This is a genomic window from Caulobacter segnis (assembly GCF_031454995.1).
Classification (GTDB): Bacteria; Pseudomonadota; Alphaproteobacteria; order Caulobacterales; family Caulobacteraceae; genus Caulobacter; species Caulobacter segnis_E.
The window spans coordinates 564,988-577,388 of the sequence record NZ_JAVDRV010000002.1 but is presented as its reverse complement, the minus strand read 5'-3'; the positions used below and the strand labels follow the sequence as shown (position 1 = coordinate 577,388).

General features: G+C 68.7%; 11 protein-coding genes and 1 pseudogene. 7 read left to right on the top strand and 5 right to left on the bottom strand.

Going from position 1 to position 12,401, the window contains the following annotated elements:
• Nucleotides 1–3 precede the first annotated feature (3 nt).
• Nucleotides 4–237, bottom strand: a complete 234-nt coding sequence (locus tag J2728_RS08915) for a hypothetical protein (protein ID WP_309998438.1) — start codon at nt 235–237, stop codon at nt 4–6.
• A 214-nt stretch (nt 238–451) separates the two neighbouring features.
• Here J2728_RS08915 and J2728_RS08910 point away from each other — a divergent pair, with 214 nt between their 5' ends.
• The 5 genes from J2728_RS08910 (at nt 452) to lexA (ending at nt 4,334) form a co-directional block, all read left to right on the top strand.
• On the top strand, nt 452–1,048 hold the full coding sequence (locus J2728_RS08910; protein ID WP_309998437.1) for an anthranilate synthase component II: 597 nt from the start codon (nt 452–454) through the stop codon (nt 1,046–1,048).
• Nucleotides 1,049–1,058: 10 nt separating this feature from the next.
• Complete coding sequence (gene trpD / locus J2728_RS08905; protein WP_309998435.1) at nt 1,059–2,084, top strand: anthranilate phosphoribosyltransferase; 1,026 nt, start codon at nt 1,059–1,061, stop codon at nt 2,082–2,084.
• Nucleotides 2,081–2,869, top strand: a complete 789-nt coding sequence (trpC, locus tag J2728_RS08900; protein ID WP_309998434.1) for an indole-3-glycerol phosphate synthase TrpC — start codon at nt 2,081–2,083, stop codon at nt 2,867–2,869. Before trpD ends, trpC begins: the two co-directional genes overlap by 4 nt.
• A gap of 38 nt (nt 2,870–2,907) precedes the next feature.
• Complete coding sequence (locus J2728_RS08895; RefSeq protein WP_309998433.1) at nt 2,908–3,522, top strand: lysophospholipid acyltransferase family protein; 615 nt, start codon at nt 2,908–2,910, stop codon at nt 3,520–3,522.
• Between the two features lie 110 nt (nt 3,523–3,632).
• Nucleotides 3,633–4,334 (top strand): transcriptional repressor LexA, encoded by a 702-nt coding sequence (lexA, locus tag J2728_RS08890; RefSeq protein ID WP_309998432.1) that lies wholly within the window; start codon nt 3,633–3,635, stop codon nt 4,332–4,334.
• Between the two features lie 88 nt (nt 4,335–4,422).
• Here lexA and J2728_RS08885 read toward each other — a convergent pair whose 3' ends face one another.
• Both J2728_RS08885 and J2728_RS08880 read right to left on the bottom strand, forming a co-directional pair.
• Nucleotides 4,423–5,175 carry an isocitrate lyase/PEP mutase family protein gene (locus J2728_RS08885; protein WP_309998430.1) on the bottom strand — a complete coding sequence of 251 codons (753 nt, stop codon included), beginning with the start codon at nt 5,173–5,175 and terminating at the stop codon, nt 4,423–4,425.
• Between the two features lie 34 nt (nt 5,176–5,209).
• Nucleotides 5,210–7,332 (bottom strand): annotated as a pseudogene (locus J2728_RS08880) (ComEC/Rec2 family competence protein); the annotation flags it as partial.
• 208 nt (nt 7,333–7,540) lie between these two features.
• On the opposite strand from J2728_RS08880, the gene gltX reads away from it, so the two are divergent.
• A complete protein-coding gene (gene gltX / locus J2728_RS08875; protein ID WP_309998427.1) occupies nt 7,541–8,968 on the top strand; it encodes a glutamate--tRNA ligase in 1,428 nt (475 codons plus the stop codon).
• A 67-nt stretch (nt 8,969–9,035) separates the two neighbouring features.
• A complete protein-coding gene (gltA, locus tag J2728_RS08870) occupies nt 9,036–10,316 on the top strand; it encodes a citrate synthase (protein ID WP_309998426.1) in 1,281 nt (426 codons plus the stop codon).
• A 54-nt stretch (nt 10,317–10,370) separates the two neighbouring features.
• On the opposite strand, the gene J2728_RS08865 is transcribed toward gltA, so the two are convergent.
• Nucleotides 10,371–10,634 carry an EscU/YscU/HrcU family type III secretion system export apparatus switch protein gene (locus J2728_RS08865; protein ID WP_309998425.1) on the bottom strand — a complete coding sequence of 88 codons (264 nt, stop codon included), beginning with the start codon at nt 10,632–10,634 and terminating at the stop codon, nt 10,371–10,373.
• The gene (gene fliK / locus J2728_RS08860; protein WP_309998423.1) at nt 10,631–12,379 is read right to left on the bottom strand and encodes a flagellar hook-length control protein FliK; all 1,749 of its coding nucleotides are present in this window, start codon (nt 12,377–12,379) and stop codon (nt 10,631–10,633) included. Before fliK ends, J2728_RS08865 begins: the two co-directional genes overlap by 4 nt.
• Nucleotides 12,380–12,401: the final 22 nt, after the last annotated feature.

The window sequence follows — 12,401 nt, the reverse complement described above, 5'->3', positions numbered from 1 at the left end:
GCCTTAGGGCTGCTCGATCCCCGGGCCTAGGGACCCGCCCAGCCGATCCTCGGGAAGGTGCTGAGTGACCTTCGGCGGCGCCAGCACCATCACCGTGGCGAAGCTGATCGCGCAGAACGCGGCGAAAGCCGCCGCGGCCAGGACCGGTCCCAGCTTCTGGACGCGCGTCTTGGGCCGCAGCAGAGCGCGGACATAGGCGACGGCGACAGGGTCCAGGGCGGAATCACGCGGGTCCATGCGCCCATCATGCGCAAGACCGCGTCCGCTGTAACCGTTACTGAAAGCCGCGGGCGAAAATGGCGCTACACATTGCGCCCGCCCGCGCCACAAGTCTTTTGGATAATCATCCAAAAGACCTGTGGCTGCTTGAAACCTGGAGCGCGTTCGAGCGGCGAAACCGCTTACACTTTCGCCTAACGCGCTCTAGAACCGACCTCCGAAAGGCGGCGTCATGATCCTGGTCATCGATAACTACGACAGCTTCACCTACAACCTCGTTCACTATCTGAACGAGCTGGGCGCGGAGACCGAGGTGTTCCGCAACGACGCCCTGACGGTGCAGGAAGCCCTTGCCCTCAAGCCCGACGCCGTGCTGCTGTCGCCCGGCCCCAAGGCCCCGGACCAGGCCGGTATCTGCCTGCCCCTACTGCGCGGCGCGCCGGAGGACCTGCCGATCCTGGGCGTCTGCCTCGGCCACCAGGCCATCGGCCAGGCCTATGGCGGCGAGGTGATCCGCGCCAAGCAGGTCATGCACGGCAAGGTCAGCAAGGTCCGCCACAACGACAAGGGCATCTTCAAGGGCCTGCCCAACCCCTTCACCGCCACCCGCTATCACAGCCTGGCGGTGCGCAAGGAAGACCTGCCACCCGAGTTGGAGGTCACCGCCTGGACCGACGACGGCGAGATCATGGGCGTTCAGCACAAGACCCGGCCCGTGTTTGGCGTGCAGTTCCATCCGGAATCGATCGCCACCGAAGGCGGCCATCAGATGCTGGCCAACTTCATGGACCTGGCGGGCGTGAAGCGCGACACGGCGGTCTGGGTCTAGGTCCGCCACCATGTCCGACGCTTTCAAACCCCTGCTGGCCAAGCTGGCCGACGGCCAGACCCTGGGCGACGAGGACGCCGAGGTGTTCTTCGCCGCCTGCCTGCGCGGCGAGCCGACCCCAGCCCAGGTCGCCGCCGCCGTGACCGCCATGCGCCTGCGCGGCGAGACCGTTGGAGAAATCGCGGCTTGCGCCCGCGCCATGCGCCGCGCGGCCGTGCACCTGGATCACCCGTACGAGGTCATCGACGTCTGCGGCACCGGCGGGGACGGCCTCCACACCTTGAACATCTCGACGGCCGTGGGCTTCGTCGCGGCGGGTGGCGGCCTGAAGGTCGCCAAGCATGGCAACCGCGCCATCACCTCCAAGTCCGGCACCGCCGACGTGCTGACCGCCCTGGGCGTCAACATCGACGCCACGCGCGCGCAGCAGCGCCGGGCCCTGGACGAGGCCGGGATCTGCTTCCTGTTCGCCCAGGCCCACCACGGCGCCATGCGGCACGTCTCGCCCATCCGCCAGGAGCTGGGTTTCCGCACGATCTTCAACCTCTTGGGCCCGCTGACCAATCCGGCCGGCGCCAAGCGGCAGGTGGTCGGCGTCTCCGCGCCCCGCTTCGTCGAGCCGATCGCCAAGGCGCTGGGCGCCCTGGGGGCCGAACGCGCCTGGTCGGTGCATGGGTCGGGCCTCGACGAGCTGACGACCACCGGCGAGACCGAGGTCGCCGAGTGGCGCGATGGCCGCATGCATCTCTTCACGATCACGCCGGAGGCCGTCGGCCTGCCGCGCGCGGCGCTGTCGGACATCACCGGCGGTGATCCGGCCTTCAACGCCGCCGCCCTGACCCGCCTGTTCGACGGCGAGAAGGGCCCTTACCGCGACATCGTGCTGCTGAACGCCGCCGCGGCCTTCCTGGTCGCCGACAAGGTCGAGACCCTGGTCGAGGGCATCGAACTGGCCGCCGCCGTCATCGACGAGGGCCGCGCCCGCGCCGCCCTGGACGGCCTGGTGGCCGCCACCAATACGGAATTGCCCGCGTGACCGACATCCTCGCCAAGATCGCCGCCTACAAGCGCGAGGACGTCGCCGGCCGTAAGGCGGCGCGCTCGCAAGCCGATGTCGACGCCGCCGCCAAGGCCGCCTCGGCCCCGCGCGGCTTCAAGGCGGCGCTGGAAGCCAAGCACGCGCCCGGCAAGCTGTCGCTGATCGCCGAGATCAAGAAGGCCTCGCCGTCCAAGGGCCTGATCCGCGAGGACTTCGATCCGCCGATCCTGGCCAAGGCCTATGAGGCCGGCGGCGCGGCCTGTCTGTCGGTGCTGACCGATGGTCCGAGCTTCCAAGGGGCGGACGACTACCTGGTGGCCGCCCGCGCGGCGACCGCCCTGCCCTGCATCCGCAAGGACTTCCTCGTGGACCCCTGGCAGGTGGCGGAGAGCCGCGCCCTGGGGGCCGACGCGATCCTGGTTATCCTGGCCATGATCGACGACGTCCTGGCGGCCGAGCTGATGTCCGAGGCCAAGCGCCTGGGCATGGACGCGCTGGTCGAGGTCCACGACGAGGCCGAGATGGCCCGCGCCGGCGCGCTGGGCTCGGATCTCGTGGGGATCAACAACCGCGACCTGAAGAGCTTCGTCGTCGATCTGGCCGTGACCGAGCGCCTGTCGGCCCAGGCTCCGAAGGACGCTCTGCTGGTCACCGAGAGCGGCATCTTCACCCACGCCGACGTCGTGCGGATGGAAGCGACCGGCGCCAAGGCCATGCTGGTCGGCGAGAGCCTGATGCGACATGCTGACGTTACGGCCGCCACGCAAACCCTGATAGGCTGAGCTTGAGCTCGACCTCGGCTCGGCCCGGAAAAGACCGCATGAACTGGCTTGCCCGCGTGGTGAAATGGGCTCTGTCGGCGCATTTCAGGCTTCGCGGCTGGCGTGTCGAGGGCGCGCCGCCGGAGACGCGGAAGTTCGTCATCATCGCCGCCCCGCACACCAGCAACTGGGACTTCGTCTATTTCGTCGGCGCGGCGGACGCCCTGAACCTCAAGCTCCGCTTCATCGGCAAGGCGTCGCTGTTCAAGCCGCCTTTCGACCAGATGATGCGGGACTTGGGCGGTATCCCGCTGGACCGCGAGCGCTCCAAGGACATGGTCAAGGCCATGGTCGAGGAGTTCGCGCGCCGCGACGAATTCATGCTGACGATCGCGCCAGAGGGCACGCGCGGCAAGGCCCGCCAGTGGAAGACGGGGTTCTATCACATCGCCCAGGGGGCGGGCGTGCCGATGGTGCTGGGCATGATGGACTATCGCCGCAAGGTGGTCGGCCTGGGTCCCGCCATCTACCCGACGGGCGACTACGAGGCCGACATGCGTCGGATCATGAGCTTCTACGAGGGCTGCACCCCCAAGTTCCCGGAACTGGCGACACGCTTCGAAGACCTCGTTGATTCGGCGGACAAACAACCGAAGCAGCGCCTTAAGGCCTGATTTCATTGGCCTGAACACAGCGGGAACAGCGTCAACTTGACATTAAGGAAGAACGCCTAGAGAACATTCTCGAGGTTTGCGGTTTGTTCCGCGCTCCAGCCGAGGTCGACATGCTCACCCGCAAGCAGCACGAACTGCTGATGTTCATCCACGAGCGGATCAAGGAGACCGGCGTCTCCCCTTCCTTCGACGAGATGAAGGAGGCGCTCGATCTGGCGTCCAAGTCCGGCATTCACCGCTTGATCACGGCGCTCGAGGAACGCGGCTTCATCCGCCGCCTGGCCCACCGGGCGCGGGCGCTGGAGGTGGTGAAGCTGCCGCAACAGGCGACGACCGCCGCCCCACCCAAGGGCCGCGGCGCCTTCCGTCCCCAAGTGTTTGAAGGCGGCGGCGCTCCGCCCGCCTCGTCGCCCGCCCCGGCCGCCAATGACAGTCGCGAACTGCCGATCCTGGGCCGCATCGCCGCCGGCACGCCGATCGACGCCATCCAGCACGAGCGCGAGCGCCTGCCGGTGCCAGAGGCCATGCTGGGCAACGGCGAGCACTACGTCCTCGAGGTGCAGGGGGACTCGATGATCGAGGCCGGCATTCTCGACGGCGACTACGTCATCATCAAGAAGGGCGACACCGCCACCTCGGGCGAGATCGTCGTGGCCCTGGTGGGTGAGGAAGCCACTCTGAAGCGCCTGCGCAAGAAGGGCGGCTCGATCGCCCTGGAAGCCGCCAATCCGAAATACGAGACCCGCATCTTCGGCCCGGACCAAGTCGAGGTGCAGGGCAAGCTGGTGGGTCTGATCCGCCGGTATCACTAGGATTCGCCGCCTCCGCGAAGACGGTGCGATCTCAGAAAGTTGGCCCCGACCTCCGCGAGGATCGGGGCCTTTTCGTATGAGATTGGGGCTAGAGCCGCCCCTCCTCCGCCAAGCGCTTGGCGGCGGCGTCGAAACCCTTCCAGGCGGCCGCCGCCAAGGCCCCGCCCGTGCTGACCCGGCGCACGCCTAGGGCCGCGAGGCTGTCGACCGTCATATCCGGCCCCCACAGCAAGACATTGACCGGCTTGGGCGCGACCGCCTGGACGATGGCCTTGATCTCTTCCGGGTCGGTCACCGCCGGCGCGTAGAGGCAATCGGCGCCGGCCTCGGCATAGGCCTTCAGGCGTTCGAGGATCTGGCCCAGGTCTCGGACACCCCGAAGATAACCCTCGGCGCGGCCGACCAGGATCACGTCCTCGCCCGAGGCGTCGATCGCGCCCTTCGCCGCCTTCAGGCGCTCCACGGCCGTTGGAAGATCATAGAGAGCCGATCCAGACCAGTCCTCGATCGATAGACCCGCGACGCCGGCTTCGATCGCTAGCGCCACGTTCTCGGCGACGCCTTCGGGCGCGTCGGAAAAGCCGTTCTCGAAGTCGGCGTTCACCGGCAGGTCGGTCGCCCCGCAGAGCTGGCGCAGATGGGCGATCACCTCGTCTCGCGTGATCTGTCCATCGTCCTTGCCCATGCACCAGGCCGCGCCGGCGCTCGTGGAGGCCAGGGCCTTGAAGCCCAGCCGCTCCAGCCGACGCGCGCTCCCCACGTCCCACGGATTGGGCAGGGCGAAGCATCCCTGGGCGTGCAAGGCGCGAAACGCGGCGCGACGAGCGGCGAAATTGGACATGGCGAGGCCTCCCGACTTGAGCGCTTCCCGACCCCTAGCGGTCGCCGACGTCATCCTGTGTCAGCAGACGGCTCCACGGACGATCGCCACGCAAGGGTTGCGCCCAGACGATCCGCCAGCCATCGGCGTGACGATAGAGCTCCGCCGCCCCGCCGCGCGCGAAGTCCTCGGCGGTCAGCAGCACGGTGTCGGCGCACAACGGAGGAATGCGGCGCGGCGCGGCGCCCCGGATGACCACGACCTCGCTGTTGACGCATAGGCCCGACAGGGTCTCCGCGTCGGGCGTCCGCTGGCTCCAGGCCAACGACAGCGGCACCGGCGCGCCGAGGCCCGGCGCGCAGATCCGCCTGTCGCAGGCATAGAGGCTCCAGGTGGCGGGCGTCAGGCCACGTCGCCGCGCCCACAGTTCCGCCCCGAACCGCTTGGCGTCCGTGCGCAGCAGCACCGCCGCGTCGCCGGAACGCACGGCGGCGGTCGCGCCATCGGCGGCGATCCACGCGTCCGGTGGCATCGGCCTAGGCCACAGCGCGACCGCCAGAGCCATCGGCGCTCCAATCCACCGCAGCCGCCCCCTCCAAAGACACAAAAGCGTCAGTCCCAGGAAAGCGATGACCAGGACCTGTGGCGGCGCGCTGGCGACGATCCGCTGCGCGCCATGAGCATCGGCGAATCCGTTGGCGACGCCGATCATCGCATCGACGCCCCAGCCAGCCACGGCCAGGAACGGCGCGCCCAGGCCAAAAGGCTCGAGAAGGGTTCCAATCGCCAGGAAGGGCATGATCACGAACGAGGAGAGCGGCGCGACCGCCAGGTTGGCCGGCAGTCCCCAGACCGCGACACGATTGAAGTGCTGCATGGCGAACGGCGCGGTGGCCAGGCCCGCCACGAGGCTGGCGGCGACGCTGGCGGCCAACCAGGTTATCCCCGCCTGTGGCCACCGGATCCACCAGGGCGTGGAGATTTCCTTGACCGGCCGCGGCCAACTCTCGGCCAAGGCCACCAGGGCTGCGGTGGCGGCGAACGACATCTGGAAGCCCGGCTCGCCCGCGGTCTCCGGCTTCAGCGCCAGGATCAGCAGGGCCGCCACGGCCAAGCCATGCAGCGTGATCGCGCGCCGATCGAACAGGATAGCCAGAAAGGCGACGCTGGCCGTGATCGCCGCGCGCTCGGCCGGAGGCGGCGCGCCGGAGATCACCAGATAGCCCAGGACCGCGACGAGGCCCGCGCCGGCGGCGATTTTCTTGCCCGGCGCGCGCAAGGCCAGCCAGGGCCAGGCCGCGACGCCCAGACGCGCCGCGCCAAACACGAAGCCGCCGACGATGGCCATGTGCAGGCCCGAGATCGACAGGATGTGCGCCAGGCCCGAGGCCCGCATGGCGTCGGTCTGGTCCTGGGTGATCCAGGCCTCGTGCCCGGTCACCATGGCGGCGCCGACTCCCCCGCTGCTCGGTCCCATCCGATCCATGATCCGCTGGGCGAGGCTCCAGCGGAAGGCGTTGATCGCCATGACAATCCGCAGCCGAAGCGGCGGCGGGTCGAGTCGCGCGGTCCCAAGCTCCCCGATCGTGAAGCCGACGCCGCCGATCGAGTCGAACCAGGCGTCCCGCGCGAAGTCGTAGGATCCTGGCGCGGCCGGCGGCGGCGGCTGGCCCAGCATGGCCCTAAGACGTATCGCGTCACCGGGCGCCGGCGTCTCGTTCTCGCCGATCGTCACGCGAATGCGTCTCGGCGTCCGCTCGGGCAGCAGGCCAGAGATCGAGACCGGGGCGATCAGCAATCGCGGCCCGCCCGCGCCCGGACTGACCACATCGACGACAAAGCCTTCCACCCGTCGGACCACGCGTTCTCCGGCCATGACCGGCGCGGCGACACGATCGCTCCTCACCTTGGCGGCCAAGGCGCCCGCCGCGCCGAACGCGACCAGGCTCGCCAGGGCGACGACCAAGGCCGGCGCGCCTCGCCGCCGCAGCGACCACCACGTCGCCGTGAGCGTGAACGCCATGGCGGCGAGCCCCCACAGGGAGGGTTCGCGACCGGCCTCCAGATAGGCCGCCGCGCCCAACCCAAAGGCGACCGGCGCCCAGAGGAAGGCCCTGGTCTCGTTGTCGCGAAGTTCCTCCATCCCGAGCGCCGCCAGCGCGCGGATGGAGAGCCGCTTCACCGTCACCGGAGGCGGGATATCGACAGCTTCGACGCCTAACACGCGGAAACCACGAGATTTTTGACAGCTTGGCCAACTTCGCCGCGGGGCGCGAAACCGCTAGGCCTCGCGCGAACCGCCATGCTAAGACGCCCCGCCCAAGCCGCGTCGCGGCTCGCGTTTTTCGACGCCGCTCCGGCGTCTAGCCTTGCAGCCTTGAAGTCCATGTCGAACCCCTCACCTACCGGCCCAAATCCCACGGGCGTCGTCACGCGCTTCGCCCCCTCGCCCACCGGTTTCCTGCATATCGGCGGCGCCCGCACGGCGCTGTTCAACTGGTTATATGCACGCCATACGGGAGGGAAGTTCCTTGTTCGCGTCGAGGACACCGATCGCGAACGCTCGACCGAGGCCGCCGTGGCCGCGATCTTCGAGGGCCTGGACTGGTTGGGCCTGAAGTCCGACGACGAGGTGATCTTCCAGCACACCCGCGCGCCGCGCCACGTCGAGGTGGTGCACGAGCTGCTGGCCAAGGGGCGCGCCTATCGCTGCTGGATGACCGTCGAGGAGCTAGAAGTCGCCCGCGAAAAGGCCCGCGCCGAGGGCAAGGCGATCCGCTCGCCGTGGCGTGACGCGCCCGAGGGCGACCTGTCGATCCCGCACGTGATCCGCTTCAAGGGACCGCTGGACGGCGAGACCCTGGTCGACGACATGGTCAAGGGTCCGGTGACGTTCCGCAACATCGAGCTGGACGATCTGGTTCTGCTCCGCGCGGACGGCGCCCCGACCTACAACCTCGCCGTCGTGGTCGATGACCACGACATGGGCGTGACCCACGTCATCCGTGGCGACGACCACCTGAACAACGCCGCGCGTCAGTCGCTGATCTATCAGGCGATGGACTGGGCCGTGCCGGCTTTCGCCCACATCCCGCTGATCCATGGTCCGGACGGCGCCAAGCTCAGCAAGCGCCACGGCGCCCAGGCCGTCGGCGAGTTCGCCGATCTCGGCTACATCCCCGAAGGCATGCGCAACTATCTGGCCCGCCTGGGCTGGGGCCATGGCGACGATGAGGTCTTCAACGACGAGCAGGCGATCAGCTGGTTCGACGTGGCCGACGTCGTGAAGGCGCCCGCGCGCCTGGACTGGGCCAAGCTGAACCACATCAACGCCCAGCACCTGCGCAAGGCCGACGACGCCCGTTTGACCGCGCTGGCCCTGACCGCCGCCGAAAAGCGCGGCGAGCCTCTGCCCGCCGACGCGCGCGAGCGCATCGCCCGCACGGTTCCGGAAGTGAAGGAAGGCGCCAAGACCATCCTGGAGCTGGTGGATCACTGTGCGTTCGCACTGAAGACCCGCCCGCTGACCCTGGACGAAAAGACGCGGAAGCAGCTGACCGACGAAACCGTCGAGCGCCTCAAGCGCTTGCGGGATCAGCTGGCGGCCGCGCCGGCGTTCGACGCCGCCGCGCTGGAGACCGTGTTGAAATCATTCGCGGAATCGGAAGGCGTCGGCTTTGGCAAGTTCGGTCCCGCCCTGCGCGGGCTCCTGACCGGTGGCGCGCCGGCCCCGGATCTGAACAAGACGATGGCCGCCCTGTCCCGCGAGGAGAGCCTGGGGCGACTTGACGACGCCCTGGCGCCGCGCGCATGAGGCGCTATAACGCACCCGCGAAAACGAAAGTTGGACTGCTCGTTCCAATTTATGAAGGGGTCTAAGTATGACCGATAAAGCCACGCTGACGATCGGCGACAAGAGCTACGACCTGCCGATCCTCAAGGGCAGCACGGGTCCGGACGTTCTCGACATCCGGAAAGTCTACGCTGAAAGCGACCACTTCACCTTCGATCCCGGCTTCACCTCGACGGCCTCTTGCGAAAGCAAGATCACCTATATCGACGGCGACGCTGGCGTTTTGCTGCACCGCGGCTACCCGATCGACCAGCTGGCCGAGAAGTCGACCTTCCTCGAGGTCTGCCACCTTCTGCTGAACGGCGAACTGCCGACGGCCGACGAGTTCGCCAAGTTCGAACACAACATCACCTACCACACGATGCTGCACGCGCAGTTCGATCGGTTCTTCGAAGGCTTCCGCCGCGACGCTCACCCGATGGCGGTCATGACCGGCGCCGTTGGCGCCCTGTCGGCCTTCTACGCCGACAGCATCAATGTCGACGACGCCCGCGAGCGCGAAATCAGCGCTCACCGCCTGATCGCCAAGATGCCGACCATCGCCGCGCGCGCCTACAAGTACACGATCGGCCAGCCGTTCGTGTCGCCGCGCAACGACCTGTCCTACTCGGAAAACTTCCTGCGCATGTGCTTCGCCGTGCCGGCCGAGGACTGGAAGCCGAACCCGGTGCTGACCCGCGCCATGGACCGGATCTTCATCCTGCACGCCGACCACGAGCAGAACGCCTCGACCTCGACCGTCCGTCTGGCCGGCTCGTCGGGCGCGCACCCGTTCGCCTGCATCGCCGCCGGCATCGCCTGCCTGTGGGGCCCGTCGCACGGCGGCGCCAACCAGGAAGCGCTGGAGATGCTGGAGACCATCGGTTCGGTCGACAACATCAAGGACTACGTCCAAGGCGTGAAGGATCGTAAGTACAAGCTGATGGGCTTCGGCCACCGCGTGTACAAGAACTTCGACCCGCGCGCGAAGGTCATGCAGAAGACCGCGCACGAAGTGCTGGCGGAACTGGGCCACAACAACGACCCGCTGCTGCAGGTCGCCCAAGAGCTGGAAAAGGTCGCCCTGAACGACCCGTACTTCGTCGACCGCAAGCTCTACCCGAACATCGACTTCTATTCGGGCATCACCCTGCGCGCGATGGGCTTCCCGACCAACATGTTCACCGTGCTGTTCGCCCTGGCCCGCACCGTCGGCTGGATCAGCCAGTGGAAGGAAATGTTCGAGGATCCGACCCGCAAGATCGGCCGTCCGCGTCAGCTCTACACCGGCGCCACGCAGCGCGACTACGTTCCGGTCGAAAAGCGCTAAGCGCCGCTACCAGGACCAAGGATCAGGCCCCGCTTCGGCGGGGCCTTTTTCGTTTCAGGGCTTGAGCAGGAAACCCAGGACCTCGGCGACGGCGCGATAGAGGTTCTCGGGGATCTCCTCGTCGATCTCGATCGTCGAGAGCGCCTGGGCGAGCACGGGGTCTTCCTCGATCGGCACGCCGTGCTCGCGCGCTGTCTCGATAATCTTCTCGCCAACCCATCCCTGGCCGGAGGCGACGACACGGGGCGCGTGGGCGTCATCGTGCAGCAAGGCGACCGCGATCCGCGGACGCGCCGTGGGTCCCGTGATCCCGCTCATGAGGCCTGGTCCACGAAATGGCCCAGCGCCCGACCGTCCTTCACCGGTGGCGGCCCCGAATGGACGGCGACCTCCGGCGTCAGTTCGGCCTGCCGCAGCGCCGCGCCGAGGGCCTCCTCGCCCGCGCGCAGGCGAGCGATGGTCTCGGCGCGCTCGGCCCAAAGGGAGACACGCGCGCGAGCGCCGGTCAGGGTCACCAGGGCATGCACGGGCCCCAGCGGCTCCACGTCGATCGAGAAGCGCGCGCGATAGGTTCGCTCGACCGGCCCGACCACGCCGCCGCCCGCGCCGCCGCCGTCCCGCGTGATCTCGAACTGCGCCACCGCCACGCCCTCCAACGTCACGAACGGGACATCGAGGTTCAAGCGCGACGGCTGCGGGCGAGCCTCGCCAGTCTCGGGGTCGTGATGAACTTCGCGGAGCGACGCGATCTGCATCAGGTCCTGACGGGCGAGCGCCGCGCTGGCGCCCCTCAGCAGACGCCGAACAATCTCATCGGGCGCGGCGTGCGCGGGCAATTCCGTGACTTTGGGCCGCTGTCCAGCCATGGGCCCGCCGGCGAATGGCGGTGGCGGGGTCTTCGGCGCCGCCGGATCGGCGAGCGTCCCACCGTAGCCCCGAGCGGCCAGCGGCGTGGCTGCAGGCGGCGGCGGTCGGCCATCATCCGGCTCGGGTGAAACCTCCGCTAGATCCAAGAAGCCGAGCACCGCCGACACAGGCTTGGCCGATGGCGTCTGAGATGTGGATTTCAAGGGGGCCAGAAAGGCGGCGAAGCGGGGTTCGACGTCGTCTTGCCCAGCTTCCCCCGCCTCGGCGGCGGCGGCCCGCGGCGGCGGCGCGGTGTCCTCCGCGTCCGGCTGAAGGGGCTGGGCCTTCATGGAGTTCGCCGGAAGCGCGGCGCGCTCTGGCTCGTCAGGCGAGACCTCCAGGGCCGCTGGGGGCGTGGACGGCGTGTCCTTCCGAGGGGCAGCCTCGGGTCCTTGCCGTGGCGGCGGGGTGGGCAGCGGCAATGACGGCTTCGCGGGTTGAGCGACCTCGGCGGTCTCGGCCGGCTGTTCAGCCACGATGACCGCGTCTTCCAGCTCCTCGACGGGCGGCGGCGCCGCGCGGGCGAGCCAGCCGCTCAAAGCCCCCTTGAAAACCAACAGGGCCGCCTTCAGATCGGCTCCGGGCGATACGGGCGAAGCCTGGCCATCCGGCGCCGACGTCGCGCTTCGGGCCAACCGCGCCTCCAGGAAGACGCCCGACCGCTCCACGGCCTTCTTCAAGCCTCGGGCCGTGGACACTTCGAAAGCGCGCGGCAGGCGGGCCATCAGGTTTTCCCCGGCGATTCGTACTTCCGGGGGCGTATCGGGCCAGTCCAGCACCGCGCGCACATCCGCCATCAGCGGCGCCAGGCCCGCCTGACGCGGCACGGCGTCCGCGACGGCGACCCGCACCGCGCGCATCAGCCGGGTCTCTTGCGGTGGCGGTCGCGACGCCGAGGCGCCGGGGACGCCGCCTCCGGACGAGAACGAAACCGCGGCGTGTCCAGCGTCTCGCGTCGAAGCCTTATCGGGCTGTTCCACGCCCTGATGGGGCTTGGCCGCTTCCGTCGCCCCCCCTCCGGCCAGTCCGCCCAAAGTGTTGGTGACATTCGCCAGGGCCGCGCGGGCCATGGCTTGCAGAACGACCGAATGGGGTTGGCTCCCGGGCGGCGCGGCGGGAGTCATCGGGGTCAGGGGCGCGGTCGGGTCTATGGCCACGACGACGGCTCCGCGAGGGACG